Here is a 15,995-nt window from a genome sequence, read left to right on the forward strand (position 1 = left end):
GTGAACTTTGATTTTTTACCTAAATACTATAATTTTTTTATACAGGGAACAAAATTTACAGTTCTTATAGCATTTTTTTCAGTTATTTTAGGTATAATCTTTGGAACAGTATTATCATTAATGAGAATTTCAAACAATAAGATTTTAAAGGCAGTATCAACTGTATATATTGAGTTTATGAGGGGTACGCCCCTCCTTGTTCAACTTTTTATTATCTACTATGGACTTGATTTTTCAAGATTGATAGGAGGAGAATTTGGAGATATTGCTTCGGGTATTGCTACACTTTCCTTAAATAGTGCTGCCTATGTAGCAGAAATTATAAGGTCTGGCATTCAATCAGTTGATAAGGGGCAGATGGAGGCAGCAAGAAGCCTTGGAATGACCTATAGAATGGCTATGAGATATGTAATATATCCTCAGGCATTTAAAAATATACTTCCTGCCCTTGTAAATGAGTTTATTGTAGTTATAAAAGAATCATCAATTGTTTCAATTATTGGTATACACGAACTTATGTACAACGCGGATACTGTACGTGGTGTAACATTTAGACCCTTTGAACCACTTATTATTGCAGCACTTATTTATTTTATTCTTACTTTTACGTTATCAAAACTATTAGGTAAATTAGAAGGGAGATTGAAGCTGAGTGATTGAGGTTAAGAAGTTAAATAAGAGGTTTAAGAATTTGCACGTTCTTAAGGATGTTGATTTAAAGGTTGAAAAGGGTGAAGTGGTTGTAATGATTGGTCCAAGTGGTTCGGGTAAAAGTACACTTCTAAGGTGTTTAACCTTTTAGAGGTACCAGACAGTGGAGATGTTATATTTGAAGGAATGAGGATAAATGATAAAAATGTTGACATCAATAAGATAAGACAAAAGATGGGGATGGTATTTCAAAGCTTTAATTTGTTCCCTAATATGAATGTTTTTCAAAACATTACAATATCACCTATAAAATTAAGGAATAAATCTGTTGAAGAGGCCAATAAGATTGCATTGGACCTTTTAAGAAGAATAGGACTTCAAGATAAGGCAGATTATTATCCATCAAAGCTCTCTGGTGGACAAAAGCAGAGGGTAGCAATAGCAAGGGCACTTGCTATGGAACCAGATGTAATGCTCTTTGATGAACCAACATCAGCCCTTGACCCTGAGATGGTAAAGGAAGTTTTAAGTGTAATGAAGGAACTTGCATATGATGGTATGACTATGGTTATCGTAACCCACGAAATGAATTTTGCAAAGGAAGTTGGAGATAGGATAATATTTATGGATGGTGGAACAATTGTTGAGGAAGGCACACCAGATGATATATTTACACAGCCAAAAAGCGATAGATTAAAAGAATTTCTAAGCCATTTCTAATATAGGTTCCGTTTAGGCTATTATTTTGCCAAGCGGAACTTTTATCAATTGTAAGGAAACTTTACTTTTTTAGAAATATATGATATATTGACATTAAAGAGATAATATTATATATTAATAAATACACGAGTTATGATGGTGGTTAATATGAAGGGTGAAAATAAGACTTTAGCAGAGAATAGAAAAGCAAGACACGATTATTTCATTGAAGAAACCTATGAAGCAGGGATTGAATTAGTTGGAACAGAAGTTAAGTCTGTAAAGCTTGGTAAAGCTAATCTTAAGGATAGCTATGCAGAGGTTAAAAATGGAGAGATATTTGTCTATAATCTCCATATAAGTCCTTATGAAAAGGGTAATATATTTAATAAAGATCCTCTAAGACCAAGAAAACTTCTTATGCACAAAAGTGAGATAAGAAGGCTTGCAGGTCTTGTTTCACAAAAGGGCTATACACTAATTCCACTATCATTATATCAAACAAGGGGATTAGTAAAGATGCAGCTTGCTCTTGCAAAGGGTAAGAAGCTGTATGATAAAAGAGAAGATATAGCTAAAAAGGATGCAATGAGGGAAATTGAAAAACATTTTAAAGAAAAATACCGCTACTAACACGGGGGCGTTTTGGCTTTCGACGGGGGAGGTAGTGGTTCAGGAAGCGAGCCGAGGCTCCTGGTACCTCGTTAAAAAACTGGGATTAAAAATAAACGCAAACGATAATTTAGCTTTAGCTGCCTAATAACAGGTAGCCGTCCTACTCGGGAGGCCCACGGCCTGAGATAGGGCGTCGACTAGTGGGGAACGGGCCTATCTAAGCTTTGCGATAGGTCGGCATCTATGAAGCTACTGAAGTCTGAATCCTGTCAGTGGGAGTCAGATGGAGGGAATGTAAAAACACTGACTGCGCTCGGAGATGCCTGGATGGCTACTCCTTCGGACAGGGGTTCGATTCCCCTCGCCTCCACCATATTTGAACGATTCATTGATACAATAGATAGAAGCCTTGAGAAATCAGGGCTTCTTTGCTTTTTTGATGCAAACATATCACATATATAGTTTGCCATATAAAAATTTTTAGATAATAAAGTTCCAACACCAGCGGGCAAAAAAGTATGGCATCAAAGCACAGTATTAAGTATTCTTCAAAATGAAAAATATAAAGGAGATGCGCAGTGCTTCAAAAGAAGTTTACAGTAGACTTTCTTACAAAGAAGATAAAGAGAAACGAAGGGGAAGTTCCACAGTATTATGTAGAAAACAGCCACCCTGCAATTATCTCACCTGAAGTTTTTGATATGGTGCAGATGGAGATAAAAAATAGGAAAGGTGCAAAAGGGTATAAGACAGGAAGAAACTACTTTTCAGGAAAGATTATATGCAGTGATTGTGGAAGTTTTTACGGCAGAAAGGTTTGGCATTCGAATGATAAATATAGAAAAATAATTTATCAGTGCAATTCTAAGTATAAGAATGATAAAAAGTGCAAGACACCATTTATAAATGAAGAAGAACTAAAGAAGATATTTGTAGAGGTGTTTAATGGAGTTATAAATAATAAGGAAGAAATATTAAGAGGTTATGAGGAAGTTATAAAGGAAATTGTTAATAGTAAAGATTTAGATGAAAAAATAGATGAACTTGAAAATGAAGCAAAAGAAATTTTAGAAGAAATAAATAGGTGTATTCGTGATAATGCAACTAAAGCACAAGACCAAGAGGAATATATGACAAGATACAATGCTTTAGTTGAAAGGTATGAGAGTGTTAGAAACGAAATTGAAAGTATTGAAAATGAGAGGTTCGAAAGACTTGTTAAGAAGGATAAAATAGAGGAGTTTATGAAGGTTTTAAGGGATAGGGATGGGCTTGTTGATGAGTTTGATGGTGAGCTTTGGAATATGGTTATTGAGGCAGTTAAGGTTTATACAGGTGGGAAGATGGTGCTTGTGTTTAAGGATGGGATGGGGGAAAATAAAACGGTATAAAAATACAGACTAAATTTTTGAAAATTATGATAAAAACTATCAAAAGTGTTTACATTTTGTATTAAAGTAGTATAATAATGATTAAAATTATATGGTGGTGAGTTAAATGAAAAAATATACTTATGTTTTATTGAGTATAATAATTATATTAGTTTCAGTTCCTTTTGTGAAATATCAATTAAAAGAAACTTCTTATTTAAATGTCTGGATTATTGATAAAACAGTTCCTACAAATGATTTTCGAGAACATAAGGGATTTGTTTGGTTGCTAAATAATATGAAAATAAAAAACAAATTAACAATGAAATATTTTGATTACACAAAGGATTATTTTGGCTTTTATCCTAAAAAAGATGGATATGACATATTTGATATAAAAGCTAATAATCCTGATTTTATATATATAGCAGACACATATGGTGTTTATACTGATGATTTAAATAAGCAAAATATAGAAGGATCTAAATCTAATTTAATATATGGTGGATTAAATGAAGAGGAATTGTATAAAATAAAATCCTATCTAAATAATGGGAGAACTATTATTGCAGAGTTTAATACAATACAATATCCAACAAGTGAAAAGGTAAGAAACGAATTAGAAGGTATATTTGGATTTAAGTGGAGGGGGTGGATTGGTAGATATTTTACAGATTTATCAAAAGATGTTGAAGTACCAACTTGGGTTGTAAAGGCATACGAAGAACAATACAAAGCAAAATGGGAGTTTAAAGGTAATGGTTTTGTATATATATCTAAAAACAATGAGATTTTAGTATTAGATAAAAATGATTTTAAAAGTAAAAAAATGTATATAGATTTTAAAGATGAGTATGAAAATGAATATAATGTGGTTGATAAAGTTAATTATAATTATTGGTTTGAAGTAAATGAAGTAAATGGGGCAGAAGTTTTAGCAGATTTTAAAATTGATTTAAATGAAGAAGGTCTAAAAAAAATAAGTAAATATGGATTAAGAGAATCATTCCCAGCAGTATTAACAAAAAATACAGATGATTATAAGTCATATTATTTTGCAGGTGATTTTGTAGATATTAAAAATGTTCCGATTATATATCAGATGGTTGGCTATGATAAATTTATGAAATTAATTTCAAGAAATACAGATACTTCTCAGGGACCATTTTTTTGGAAGGTATATGTTCCGATGATGAAAAAAATAATTGCAGATGTTGAAAGTATGAAAAACAGTAATAAAAATGACGTATATAAAACAAATGGAGTGCAATTAGTTTCAAGAATAAAAGATAATAAGTTAGAAATATATAAAAATGGTTCTTGGAATGAATTTTTTATTAAGGGTGTAAATATGGGATTTGCTACTCCAGGAAAATGGTTTACACAAATGCCAGAAACAGAAATAGAATATTTAAAATGGTTTGATTTAATAGGGAAAATGAATGCTAATACAATACGTGTTTATACTCTTATTCATCCATCCTTTTATAAAGCTCTAAAAACATATAATGAGCTTCACCCTGATAATCCATTATATTTGATTCAGGAAATTTGGCCTGATGAAAATCCTAAAGACCATAATTATCTTGATAAAGAGAATTTGGAAAGTTTTATAAAGGAAATCGAATATGTGATAGATGCAGTACATGGTAATGTAAAAATACCTGAAAGAAGGGGTAAATCTTATGGGGATTATAAAGCTGATGTTTCAAAGTGGACAATAGCATATCTTGTTGGAAGAGAACTAGAGCCTGAAGAAGTAAAAAGTACAAATGAAAAAAATAAAGGGTATAGATATACAGGTAATTATGTATCATCAATAAGCGGTGAAGCAACAGAAGCATGGCTTGCAAGAAGTTGTGATTATGTTGTGAAGTATGAAGATTCTAAATATAAAATGCAACATCCTGTTGCAATAGTAAGTTGGCCAACTTTAGACCCAATTGTTCATAGATCTGAATTTAATGAATGGGGTAAAAAGGAAATAGAATATAACGATAGTGTAGTTGTAGATATTAACAAATTTGATTTAGGAAACGAAAATTTAGCTGGATTTTTTGGAGCATATCATATATATCCAAATTATCCTGACTTTATGAACAATGAAGAACAATATAAAGAATACAAAGATGAAAAAGGAAGATTAATGTATGGTGGATATTTAAAAGAATTTATTGCACAGCATAAAAAATTTCCAGCATTAGTTGCTGAATTTGGTTTAGCAACTGGGATGGGAAATGCTCATTCAAATCCAGATGGTCTTAATCATGGTGGAGTAGATGAAGTTATGCAAGGTGAAGGAATCGTAAGAATGATGTCAGCTATAAAAAAAGAAGGATATATGGGAGGTATAATATTCGAGTGGATGGATGAATGGGCTAAAAAAACTTGGATAACTGAACCCTTTATGATTCCATATGAAAGACACGTTTTATGGCACAATGTTATAGACCCTGAACAAAATTATGGAATACTTTCATATGAAAGTGTAAAGCCTGAAAAACCAGATATGATTTTAGAAGATGATGGAATAATTAAGAAGATTGAAATTTCAAGTGATATTTCATATTTGTATTTAGATATTGAATATGATAAAACTATTGATTTGAAAGATAAGGAAATAATCATAGGAATTGATACTTATGATAGAGAAAGAGGAGATTTTAAATATAATCCTGATATAAATATTAATGCGCCATCTGGGATGGAATTTGTTTTAAAAATAAACAGTGAATATGCAAAAATCTTAGCACATCCAGATTATAATATTGGAGATATGAAATTTTCATCTAAAAAAACTAATTCTGGTATATATAAAGAAATAAGACCTCTTATTAATAAATCTAGAGTTACAATGGATGGAAAACGTATTTTAGAGTTAAGACAAGATGGTAGTACATTAAAAAAAGGGGATTTTTCTGATTCAAGTAATGGTTATTATATTGATAGTAAAATACATGTTAGAATTCCTTGGGGAAGATTAAACGTAACTGACCCATCTAGTCATAAAGTTTTAGATGATAAAGGATTATTTACAACTTATCCAGGAAGAGATGTACTCCAAGTTGCTACAACAGATGGATTTGTTATAAGTGGGATTGTATTGTCTAATGGAAAAGTAGAAGATGTATTTCCAGGGGAAAAATCAATAGAACAAAAGATTTATAAGTGGAATGGTTGGGAGGAGCCAATTTATAGAGAAAGACTGAAAAAAAGCTATGAAATTATAAAGACATATTTTAAAGGATTGAGGTATTAATAATATGGCTTTTTATCAATTGTTGGGGCGGGTATTCGATTAGAATGCCTGCCCTTTTAGGTTTTTCAAAAATGAAGGAAAATAAATTTTAATATAGAAATTTAATATATAGATTAATACTTTTTGAAAGCAATCTATACAACGGTTTTAGAGAATATAGTTCCTTATATGGCTATTTTATATATAATAGGGTTTATAGTTATTTTGATATTTAGTGTATGAACTTTGCTTAAGGCATTACGATTAATATTTGGAAATGTATTCACACAATCGGTAGATTTTGGTGGTTTTCTAGTGGCAAGAGTTAAACAAGCCATACAGAATTGTGTGAAAAATCGATAGAGATACTTCCCATATTTATTACAGGACCTATTTTAAAATAATTCAAAAAAATATTTATTTGAAAAAAGCAGGAAAATAGAATTATATGTAGAAATAAGTAACATAAACACTATCGAGAGGAGGAAATACAAACAAAAAAATTGTAAAGGGATTTTGAATTATGTCATATCAATTATAGGAGGGAGAATTGAAGATGAATAAAAGCCAAATCTTATTTATAACAAGTTTAATTTTTGGAATTCTTGTAATTATTTTTGCTTTAACAAATGCAGGTCCAGTTCCTGTTAAATTATTTTTTTATACTTTTGAATCATCTCAAGCACTAATTATATTTATTTCAGTTCTAATTGGTGCAATTATTACTTTATCATTAGGTATTAGAAAATATCTAAGTATAAATAAATCAGAAAAGCAACTTTTAAAAGAAAATGAAAATTTAAAAATTGAAATTGAACGGCTATTAGATGAAATTAAAGAGTTAAAATCTTTTGAAACAACGGAAAACAATGATGAAAATAATGGAAATGAAATTTAAAATGCAAATCAAGAAAATGATATAGATATAAAATACAAAGGATTTGTGAGTTTTTTATATTATCTTTAATGGGATTTTATAAATTAAATAAAAACCGTTTTTTAAAAATGGAATTCTTAGCTGAAAAAGTTTTTTCTTCTTATATAGAAGCTTCTGCGAAAGGAATTAGTTATGGACATTTTGTTTGGGACGAAATGTATCAAGCTATATTAGAAAATGACCAAGAGTATTTTAAAAATAACATGGAAGAAATTAAATCATTATTTCCTTGAAATCAAAGAGAGAAACTATATAAAGCAGCTCTTTTACATGATATCGGTAAAATAGGTACATATGAACATGTTTTAAATAAGATTGGGAAATTAACAAATAAAGAATTTTCATTAATAAAAAAACATAAAGTAAAAATATAAAATTTAATATTTGGCTACATTTAGTGAAAAGGATGAGTTAAAATGATACCATTAAGAGATATAAACCCAAGCAGAAAAAAACCTTATATTACTGTTTTTTTAATATTTATTAATATTGTTGTATTTATTTTTGAAACTATTTTACCAAGAAATTTAACTGAAATTGTTATTAAATATTATGGTTTTATACCGGAGGAATTAACAAAATCTATAGTATATGTGGCTTTTACTAATGCTGGAATTAATATCATTACAATATTTACAAGTATGTTTTTACATGGAAGTTTAACACATTTAATTAGTAACATGTGGGCACTCTGGTTATTTGGTGATAATGTTGAAGATAGACTTGGGCATTTTAAATTTTTAATTATATATTTATTAAGTGGCTTTATAGCTGCAATTACACATTATATATTTAACATTAATTCTCCTGTGGTAACTATAGGAGCTTCTGGGGCAATTTCAGGGGTAATGGGAATTTATTTTATATTATACCCATTTGCAAAAATAAGAACAGTTTTTTTAGTTCTGTGGTTACCATTTTTTATTAATATACCTGCTTTTATATTTATAGGAGTATGGTTTATTTCACAAATATCAAATGGTCTATTGACATTATTAGGACCAGTTTATGGTTTTGGTATTGCTTGGTGGGCACATATTGGGGGATTTTTATTTGGTATTTATATTGGCAAAAAGTATAAAAGGAAAATGTATTATATATATTATTAATGATTTAAGGTCTTTATTAAAGCTTAAGATCTGGTGTTTGGTTAAAAAGCTGTCATTTTTGGCGTAGGCAAACATCAGGTGATGTAAAAACAGATATTGCTAATATTAAGGAATTTTTAAAAATATTCTACTGTGACCTCCTTTCCAAGGCATTTTAAATATCCAGCCATAGTATCAACAAGCTTTAATTTTAATCCTAAATCGAGAGGAAATTCAGGATTTTGATGGGCAGGATTAATGGCTCTTCCAACAAAAAAATGTATATTAGTAGCCTCTTCTATCAGCATTTTAGATAGCCTTGAAGCACCATCATATTTATTAAGATTAAACAAATTTGTTAAAGTATCCTTAGATGAAATATACTTTTTTACATATTCCACAGCTGTGCTCATTGTTAGTACCCCTTCGCAGGCTAAATCTATACCATCAATTTCTGCTGTAGGAGGAATTGAAGGATTAATGTAGTTTAAATTAACCTTTAGCTCTTTGTTCAAAACCCTACAGACTATCTGAGATGTAGTACCTCCGCATACAACCTTTTTCCCAACGCTATTTATAAACTTTTTAATAACATATTCATCAAGCTCCTTATCAACAGGAGGCCCTATTAATACGTTAACGTTTTGAGGCTTTCTAATTCTTACAACAACAACTGTTGTATCATCTCCAGGTTTTTGCCCATAAAGATTATCACAGACGTTAACTAACAACCTTGCAAAGTTTTTAGCAGGTAGTTCCTTTTTATATGTTCTTTCTGTATAATCTTTAATATTTTCCCACTGCCATCCCAAGTTCAGTGTCTGCCCTATTCCTGCATGGACTGCTCCATCGCTCATCATAATAAATGTATCATCTAAATCTACTTTAAATGTTGCCTCATATATTTTTTTATCATATATACTTCTATTATTTTTAAGAAGAGGTGCATACTTCCCATTTTTTAGACTTATAATTGAGGGATTGTCAAACTCTACAATATACCCTTCACCACTGCTGTAAATTTCAAGTATAGAAAAGGTAGAATAGGCAATACCTCTTTCTTTGCATACAGGAAGAGTTTTTGCTATGGTTTCTACTGCTTCATCTATGCTTGAGCCTTTAGAGAGCATAGTTCCTATTATCTTGCTAGTCATAGTTGCAAGTATATTAGCCTTAACTCCACTTCCAAGACCATCTGCAAGAACCACAATAACAGAATCTTTACTTCTTATGATTTCAACTTTATCTCCGCAGAGTTCCTCATTAAATTTGTTAATACTCTCATAATCTGCATCTATAAAAAAGTTCATTCGCTTTCACCCATCTTTGTTACTATTGTATCTTTTAGTTTAGTTAACGCTACTTTTGTCTCTGCTGTAGTCTCTCCAAGGAGACTTGCTATTTCTTGGGCAACTCTCATTTGTTTTTCAATAACTCTTTGTGCAATTTCAACAGTTTCTCTTCTAACTTTATTTAATTGCTCCTGATTTTTTTCTTCTTTTGTTATATCTTTCATTATTATTATAATTGCTTCATGGTCCTTTGCATGTATTACAGACTGTTCCACAGTGACATCAAATTTTTCATAATAAACCTTTTTATTTAAAATGTCCTTTCCAGTGTCCATTACAATTACAAAATCAGGGCAATCAAAAAATTCAAACACATTTTTGCCAGCCAAATTTATATTTTCAATATTAAAAATCTTGTATACTGAATTATTAGCTTCCTGGATATAAAGCTCACTATTTAAAGCGAGTATTGCATTAGGAGAGGAGTTAATAATTATATTTGATAACGATTCAGCTTTTTCTTTCATATAAGGCAGACACATATTAAGCTCTGCCTTATTATTATAAACTGCAATTGCCTTTTCCCTACAACTTGAATATCCGCAGGCACCGCAATTAAGCTCATCTTCCTTTTTAAACTTACCTATTTTTTTTAATATATAACTTATGGACTCATCATCAGGTATACTATTTTTTACTTCTCTATTACAAAAAAAACTTTGACAAATCAACATTAACTTTAATATCTTTCAAATCAATTATTGTATTTTTATTACTTACATAATTCAAAATATCATCATAGGCTTCAATAAAGCTTCTACTTGTATTGCATGGACCGTTAATGCATCCACCCCTGCAGCTGTTCATTTCAATAAAATATTCATTAATATTTCCTTTTACTATTGAATCAAGAGTTTCCATGCAATTCTCTAAACCATCTACGCTTAAAAATTTATAATTGCTTTGATTATCTAAAGTTTTTAATATACCGCCAACTATTGGATAATATCTTTCAATAAGAGGTTCATCATATTTAATGTTTTCATCTTGGAACTTATTCAAATCGATACATTCATTCTCAAACCATTTTTTTAGTTCATCGAAGGTAACAACACCATCGATTAAATAATCATTTTCTCCATCCTTGTATTCTTTTTTCTTAGAAAGGCAAGGCCCAATAAATACAACTTTTATATTTTCCCCGTAGGTATGTTTTAACATCTTTGCATGGGCAATCATAGGGGATACTACAGGGGCGAGAAATTGTATAGCCGCAGGATAATATTTTTCAACAAGGGATACAACAACTGGGCAAGCCGTTGATATAATATTTTTCATTTCACATTTTTTAATAAGGTTTTCGTATTCCCTAGATACGGCATAAGCTCCTATCGCTGTTTCTTCAATATAAGAAAAACCAAGTTTTTTAATGGCAGAAAACAGAGCTTTTGCATTATGTGATTTAAATGCAGAGGGGAAGGAAGGTGCAATACTTGCATAAACACTATACTTTTTTTCTATAAATCCTTTTACTTTTTCTGTTTCATCTATAACACTTTTAGCATGCTGAGTACATACTTTAAGACAGTTTCCACAAAGTATGCAATTATCATCGATTATTTTAGCTTGGTTATTATTAAATGATATAGCTTTTATAGGACAACTTCTTATACACTTATAGCAGTTTTTGCAGTTTGATTTTTTAAATTCTATTATATTAATCATTGTTATTAACCTTCTTTAATATATATTCATCAAATTTTTCTTTTGCATTTTCAGTATTTATATCTCCAAAAATCTCGTCGTTAACCTTTATTGAAACACCTTTTGTACAATTACTAAGGCAAAATGATGCTTTAAGGTCAATCTTCTCTTCTAAATTTTTTTTCTTTATTATTTCTTGAAATATTTTTATAATTTGATATGAACCTTTAAGATGGCATGAACTTCCTACGCATATATGCACACTTATCATATTGACCCCTCCAAATTATAATTGTTAACATATTAACAATTATAATTGTAACAAATAATAAAATCGTGTTCAATATTACCTATCTTATTTTTATGAAGCTTTTTTATAAATATGATTTCTATACTCAATCGGAGTTATATTGCCAAGCCTTTTTTGATAGCGATGATGGTTGTAATAATCTATGTAATCGATTATAGCAACTTCGAGTTCCTCGTATGAATTAAACTTTTTTAGATAGTACATTTCTGTTTTTAACATTCCCCAAAAAGCCTCCATAGGCCCATTATCTATACAACATGATACTCTTGACATACTTTGGACCATACCTGCATCTTCAAGCTTCTTTTTAAATATTTTGTTAGTATATTGAAAACCTCTGTCACTATGGAAAATAGGTTTAGCATTAGGATATTGCTGATGAGCAATATCCTAATGTATTGAAAGATATATAGTTTCATTTTTTACTTGGCTTAATATAGCCTCCCTTCGATTTCCTTCAATTTTTTTAAGAAGTCTATCTCCATTTGTTTTTTACGAATTTTAGCTTCAATTAACTTATTTTTTGCTTTTAATTTTGGCTCTTTTTCAATTGTTGGGGTGGGTATTCGATTAGAATGTCTGGCTATTTTTATATTAGGATTAAAATTTTTCTTCACAAAATCTACACAAAACTCACATAAAATAATCACAACCTTAATTTACAATCAAAGTATAAGATAAGCCAATAAAATTTTTGAAAAAATAATTTTAAAAAAGGTGGTGGATTAAATGACAAAGATTAAGTCATTAGAGAAAAGAAGAAATATAAAAATTAGACTGTTTATACAAATATTCTTCTTTGCTGCTATTTTATTGACTGCGATAAATGAATATCTTTCTAAAAAGAATATAACAATACCATTTATTTCAAAAGCGTCATTACACGGATTGTGTCCATTCGGTGGAGTAGTATCAATATATAAGTTTGTAACAGAGGGAAGTTTTGTTCAAAAAATACATGAATCATCATTTGTTATGTTGGGAATAGTAGTATTTTTATCTATATTATTTGGACCTGTATTTTGTGGATGGGTATGTCCCTTAGGTTCAGTTCAAGAATGGATAGGAAAGCTTGGTAAAAAGATTTTTGGCAGAAGGTATAATACTTTTATACCTAATAAATTAGATAAAAAACTTAGATATTTAAGATACTTTACATTTGCTTGGATAGTATATGTTATAGGCAAAACAGGCAAATTATTATTTAATGACGTAGACCCATATTATGCACTGTTTAATTTTTGGACAGGAGAGGTTACAATACAAGCAATTGTTTTATTGATAGTAGTATTATTATCATCACTTTTAATAGAAAGACCTTGGTGTAAGTATTTATGTCCTTTAGGTGGATTTTTAGGGTTATTCAATTTTATAAGTATATTTAAAATTAGGAGAAACAAAACTACATGTATTTCTTGTAAGGTGTGTGATAAAGGTTGTCCTATGAATATTGTTGTTTCAGATAAAGATGTAATTAAAGACCATCAGTGTATTAGATGTTTAAAATGTACTTCTGAGGTTAATTGTCCAGTTGATAATACTGTATTTTTAAGTACAAAGGGTGGTGAAGTTAATGAAGATAAATAGTAAAATTATTGCAATAAGCATACTTATAATAATATTTGGGGGAGTTGGATTAGCAAAATTAACTGGAACGTGGAAAACAACCTCAACAAAGGTGCCAAGAAAGATTACCGAAGGTGAATTTGCAGGACAATTTAATCCAAATGATATAAAAGGTTCATATACATTTAAAGATGTTGTTCGTAATTTTAATATACCAGAAGAGGATTTAGCTGAAGCATTTTTGATAGATAAAAGCCAAATTGATACATTCAAGTGTAAAGATTTAGAGGCAAACTATTCAGATACACAAGGGAAGGATATAGGGACAGGTGCTGTTAGAGCCTTTGTGGCATTTTATAAAGGAATAGATATAGATTTAACTGAAGAGGCATATCTTCCAAAACAAGCTGTAGAAATAATATTAAAAAATGGTAAACCAACTAAGAAACAAATAGAATATATGAAGACACATAGTGTTGAAGTTGAAAAATAAATAAAAATTGTATTAAATACATTACTTAGGGATGCATCAAAATCACATTTAAAAGCTATTCAAAATAATCTTAAATAAAATAGAGTATGAAAATATCAAGTTAATAAAACAATTTAATATTTAATAGTTTATAACAGCAAAAAAATTTTTTGTATAAAAACACAACCTTTCTTGTAACAAAATCATTGTCTAAAGCCATATTGAACAACATATTGATACGATAAATAGAAGCCCTGAGAAATCAGGGCTTTTTGTTTTTAATCGTGGATATATTATATAACTTTAACTAATAATTATGGCTCTTTGTCAATTGTTGGGGCGGGTATTCGATTAGAATGGCTGTTCTTTTTGATTTTTTCAAAAAAATTGAAGGAAAATATAATTTTATGTAGTAGTAATATATTAAAGTTAGTAAAAATTAATGTAAACTAGATCGTTAATACCTATGTAGTATTTTTACAATCAACTGGAGAAGGAGAAGGAAGCAATGGCTATAGAAAGAGTTCGTGAATATTTTAAGAAATATAATAAAGATAAAGATATAATGAAACTCGATAAATCAAGTGCAACAGTTGAATTGGCTGCTCAGGCTTTATTTGAAATGAAATGATATCCGAAAAGAATATAATCGACACTAACAAATAAGTAAACATCGATATCAACGATTAAAGTATTGGGCACGCAAAAAAACTCCTTTCCTGGAAATTCTCTATAAATCATATTATACGACGGGGATAAAAGTGGATATAAAAAATAATAAGTTTTTGCAAATTAAGGTTTTTAGGGTTGGCATCTTATTTCAAGATTCGGTGATTCTTTAGATATGATAGCATTCATGTGGCTTATAAAAATTTAATTGATTTTTTGATTTTAGAGGCTTTATAATATGTATATAAACTTAAATAAGAGGGTGGTTTGTTTATGAAAGTAGGAAGAAATGATCTATGCCCATGTGGTAGTGGTAAAAAATATAAAAAGTGTTGTATAGATAAAATAAACCAAGAAGTGAGCTTTAATAATTTTAGAAATTTTCTTTTTGAATTATGGTCTTATGAAGAAGTAAAAGAAATGAGTAATGAAGAAATAATAGAAAAATTACAAAGCATAGGAATTATGTTTAATAAAGAAATATTTTTAAAAGATATAGAAAGATATTATTCTGCAGAGCAGATATCTGAAAAATGGTTTAATACATATAATGTGACAGCTAAAGGAAGAGATGAAGATTTTCCTTTTTATGCAGCTTGGGTATTATGGGAAAGGTTTGCTCCAGAAAATGTTTTATCCATGGAGCAAATGGCAGATTTGATTGAAGAAGGATATCAATATTTAGATGATAATAAATCAATTTTGGCATGCGATAAATGGTTAAAAGTTTGGGAAGGGATAAAATATAGAATAAGAACAGATTTTAACACTCTTGAATATTTGGATAAAGAGTATTGTGGAAGTTTTGACATAAGGGATTTTTGTCAAGAATTAGAGAGTGAGTTATATAATGCAGGAATTGATGAACCAAAATATTTTGAAATAAGAATCAAATATTGTAAAGAATTTTTACACTATTTTTGGAATGAAAATGAGGAATTAATTCATCAGATGAGGAGAGCGATAATTGAGTCTTTAGTTAGATTAAATAAATTAGAAGAAGCAAAAAAAGAATGTGAAAAATTAATATTAGATTTTCCTAAGAACCCTTGGAGTTATATTGCTTATGGTGATGTATATTGCTTGTATGAAAGCGATATATATGATGCTGTTAAAGCAAAAGAATTCTACCAAAAAGGGCTTTCTGTAGCTACAGGGAATGAAGAGAAAGAAATTATTAAAGAAAGATTAAAAAATTTAGGTTAATATAATTTAAAATTAAGATATTGACGATTTAGTATGGAAATAATTTTTATGTATTAAAAATTGGCTCTTTATAAATAGTTGGGGGCGGGTATTCGATTAGAATGCCTGTCCTTTATAATAGCTATAAAAAATTAAACATCGTATCAACATAATCGTCCAAAGACAAATTAAACTATAC

15 protein-coding genes, 1 other RNA gene and 4 pseudogenes are annotated in these 15,995 nt (G+C 29.5%); 14 read left to right on the forward strand and 6 right to left on the reverse strand.

Features of this window, described 5'->3' with window-relative positions; translation table 11 throughout:
• The 10 genes and pseudogenes from JG776_RS03455 (at position 1) to JG776_RS03495 (ending at position 8,619) form a co-directional block, all read left to right on the forward strand.
• Positions 1-660, forward strand: a complete 660-nt coding sequence (locus JG776_RS03455; RefSeq protein ID WP_291964734.1) for an amino acid ABC transporter permease — start codon at positions 1-3, stop codon at positions 658-660.
• Positions 653-1,371: pseudogene (locus tag JG776_RS03460) on the forward strand (amino acid ABC transporter ATP-binding protein). The gene JG776_RS03455 and the pseudogene JG776_RS03460 overlap by 8 nt, the downstream one beginning before the upstream one ends.
• 135 nt (positions 1,372-1,506) lie before the next feature.
• Positions 1,507-1,983, forward strand: a complete 477-nt coding sequence (smpB, locus tag JG776_RS03465; RefSeq protein ID WP_198011960.1) for an SsrA-binding protein SmpB — start codon at positions 1,507-1,509, stop codon at positions 1,981-1,983.
• Between the two features lie 3 nt (positions 1,984-1,986).
• Positions 1,987-2,338: a transfer-messenger RNA gene (gene ssrA / locus JG776_RS03470) on the forward strand.
• Between the two features lie 158 nt (positions 2,339-2,496).
• Positions 2,497-2,568, forward strand: a pseudogene (locus tag JG776_RS12405) (hypothetical protein); the annotation flags it as partial.
• Complete coding sequence (locus tag JG776_RS03475) at positions 2,544-3,356, forward strand: recombinase zinc beta ribbon domain-containing protein (protein ID WP_291964737.1); 813 nt, start codon at positions 2,544-2,546, stop codon at positions 3,354-3,356. The pseudogene JG776_RS12405 and the gene JG776_RS03475, both read left to right, overlap by 25 nt.
• 106 nt (positions 3,357-3,462) lie before the next feature.
• Positions 3,463-6,594 (forward strand): hypothetical protein, encoded by a 3,132-nt coding sequence (locus tag JG776_RS03480; protein ID WP_291964739.1) that lies wholly within the window; start codon positions 3,463-3,465, stop codon positions 6,592-6,594.
• A 535-nt stretch (positions 6,595-7,129) separates the two neighbouring features.
• Positions 7,130-7,471, forward strand: coding sequence for a lipopolysaccharide assembly LapA domain-containing protein (locus JG776_RS03485; RefSeq protein WP_291964741.1), 342 nt, complete (start codon positions 7,130-7,132; stop codon positions 7,469-7,471).
• A 290-nt stretch (positions 7,472-7,761) separates the two neighbouring features.
• Positions 7,762-7,884, forward strand: a pseudogene (locus JG776_RS03490) (HD domain-containing protein); the annotation flags it as partial.
• Between the two features lie 42 nt (positions 7,885-7,926).
• Positions 7,927-8,619: a rhomboid family intramembrane serine protease gene (locus JG776_RS03495; protein WP_291964743.1), complete on the forward strand. Its 693-nt coding sequence runs from the start codon at positions 7,927-7,929 to the stop codon at positions 8,617-8,619.
• Between the two features lie 116 nt (positions 8,620-8,735).
• Here JG776_RS03495 and JG776_RS03500 read toward each other — a convergent pair whose 3' ends face one another.
• The 6 genes and pseudogenes from JG776_RS03500 to JG776_RS03525 form a co-directional block, all read right to left on the reverse strand.
• The gene (locus JG776_RS03500; RefSeq protein ID WP_291964745.1) at positions 8,736-9,908 is read right to left on the reverse strand and encodes a SpoIIE family protein phosphatase; all 1,173 of its coding nucleotides are present in this window, start codon (positions 9,906-9,908) and stop codon (positions 8,736-8,738) included.
• Positions 9,905-10,624, reverse strand: a complete 720-nt coding sequence (locus JG776_RS03505; protein ID WP_291964747.1) for a (Fe-S)-binding protein — start codon at positions 10,622-10,624, stop codon at positions 9,905-9,907. The genes JG776_RS03500 and JG776_RS03505 overlap by 4 nt, the downstream gene beginning before the upstream one ends.
• On the reverse strand, positions 10,596-11,615 hold the full coding sequence (locus JG776_RS03510; protein ID WP_291964749.1) for a [Fe-Fe] hydrogenase large subunit C-terminal domain-containing protein: 1,020 nt from the start codon (positions 11,613-11,615) through the stop codon (positions 10,596-10,598). Before JG776_RS03510 ends, JG776_RS03505 begins: the two co-directional genes overlap by 29 nt.
• Positions 11,608-11,865, reverse strand: a complete 258-nt coding sequence (locus JG776_RS03515) for an NAD(P)H-dependent oxidoreductase subunit E (RefSeq protein ID WP_291964750.1) — start codon at positions 11,863-11,865, stop codon at positions 11,608-11,610. Before JG776_RS03515 ends, JG776_RS03510 begins: the two co-directional genes overlap by 8 nt.
• A gap of 90 nt (positions 11,866-11,955) precedes the next feature.
• Positions 11,956-12,267: pseudogene (locus JG776_RS03520) on the reverse strand (IS3 family transposase); the annotation flags it as partial.
• Between the two features lie 68 nt (positions 12,268-12,335).
• The gene (locus JG776_RS03525) at positions 12,336-12,521 is read right to left on the reverse strand and encodes a hypothetical protein (RefSeq protein WP_291964752.1); all 186 of its coding nucleotides are present in this window, start codon (positions 12,519-12,521) and stop codon (positions 12,336-12,338) included.
• A 112-nt stretch (positions 12,522-12,633) separates the two neighbouring features.
• Between JG776_RS03525 and JG776_RS03530 the strand changes: the two genes are divergently transcribed.
• The 4 genes from JG776_RS03530 to JG776_RS03545 all read left to right on the forward strand — a co-directional run bounded on the left by JG776_RS03530 (position 12,634) and on the right by JG776_RS03545 (position 15,817).
• Complete coding sequence (locus JG776_RS03530) at positions 12,634-13,491, forward strand: 4Fe-4S binding protein (RefSeq protein ID WP_291964754.1); 858 nt, start codon at positions 12,634-12,636, stop codon at positions 13,489-13,491.
• Positions 13,478-13,963, forward strand: coding sequence for a hypothetical protein (locus JG776_RS03535; RefSeq protein WP_291964756.1), 486 nt, complete (start codon positions 13,478-13,480; stop codon positions 13,961-13,963). Before JG776_RS03530 ends, JG776_RS03535 begins: the two co-directional genes overlap by 14 nt.
• Positions 13,964-14,450: 487 nt before the next feature.
• Positions 14,451-14,573, forward strand: coding sequence for a hypothetical protein (locus tag JG776_RS03540; RefSeq protein ID WP_366934187.1), 123 nt, complete (start codon positions 14,451-14,453; stop codon positions 14,571-14,573).
• A gap of 311 nt (positions 14,574-14,884) precedes the next feature.
• The gene (locus JG776_RS03545) at positions 14,885-15,817 is read left to right on the forward strand and encodes an SEC-C metal-binding domain-containing protein (RefSeq protein ID WP_291964758.1); all 933 of its coding nucleotides are present in this window, start codon (positions 14,885-14,887) and stop codon (positions 15,815-15,817) included.
• Positions 15,818-15,995 lie beyond the last annotated feature (178 nt).

Source organism: Caloramator sp., from assembly GCF_020054765.1.
Lineage (GTDB): Bacteria > Bacillota > Clostridia > Clostridiales > Caloramatoraceae > Thermobrachium > Thermobrachium proteoclasticum.

Bases quoted from the DNA above. Each gene is read 5' to 3' on its own strand.
- JG776_RS03530 (WP_291964754.1), top strand. From the start codon at position 12,634: ATGACAAAGATTAAGTCATTAGAGAAAAGAAGAAATATAAAAATTAGA.
- JG776_RS03480 (WP_291964739.1), top strand. From the start codon at position 3,463: ATGAAAAAATATACTTATGTTTTATTGAGTATAATAATTATATTAGTT.
- JG776_RS03510 (WP_291964749.1), bottom strand. From the start codon at position 11,615: ATGATTAATATAATAGAATTTAAAAAATCAAACTGCAAAAACTGCTAT.
- smpB (WP_198011960.1), top strand. From the start codon at position 1,507: ATGGTGGTTAATATGAAGGGTGAAAATAAGACTTTAGCAGAGAATAGA.
- JG776_RS03545 (WP_291964758.1), top strand. From the start codon at position 14,885: ATGAAAGTAGGAAGAAATGATCTATGCCCATGTGGTAGTGGTAAAAAA.
- JG776_RS03495 (WP_291964743.1), top strand. From the start codon at position 7,927: ATGATACCATTAAGAGATATAAACCCAAGCAGAAAAAAACCTTATATT.
- JG776_RS03540 (WP_366934187.1), top strand. From the start codon at position 14,451: ATGGCTATAGAAAGAGTTCGTGAATATTTTAAGAAATATAATAAAGAT.
- JG776_RS03535 (WP_291964756.1), top strand. From the start codon at position 13,478: ATGAAGATAAATAGTAAAATTATTGCAATAAGCATACTTATAATAATA.
- JG776_RS03505 (WP_291964747.1), bottom strand. From the start codon at position 10,624: ATGTTGATTTGTCAAAGTTTTTTTTGTAATAGAGAAGTAAAAAATAGT.
- JG776_RS03485 (WP_291964741.1), top strand. From the start codon at position 7,130: ATGAATAAAAGCCAAATCTTATTTATAACAAGTTTAATTTTTGGAATT.
- JG776_RS03515 (WP_291964750.1), bottom strand. From the start codon at position 11,865: ATGATAAGTGTGCATATATGCGTAGGAAGTTCATGCCATCTTAAAGGT.
- JG776_RS03500 (WP_291964745.1), bottom strand. From the start codon at position 9,908: ATGAACTTTTTTATAGATGCAGATTATGAGAGTATTAACAAATTTAAT.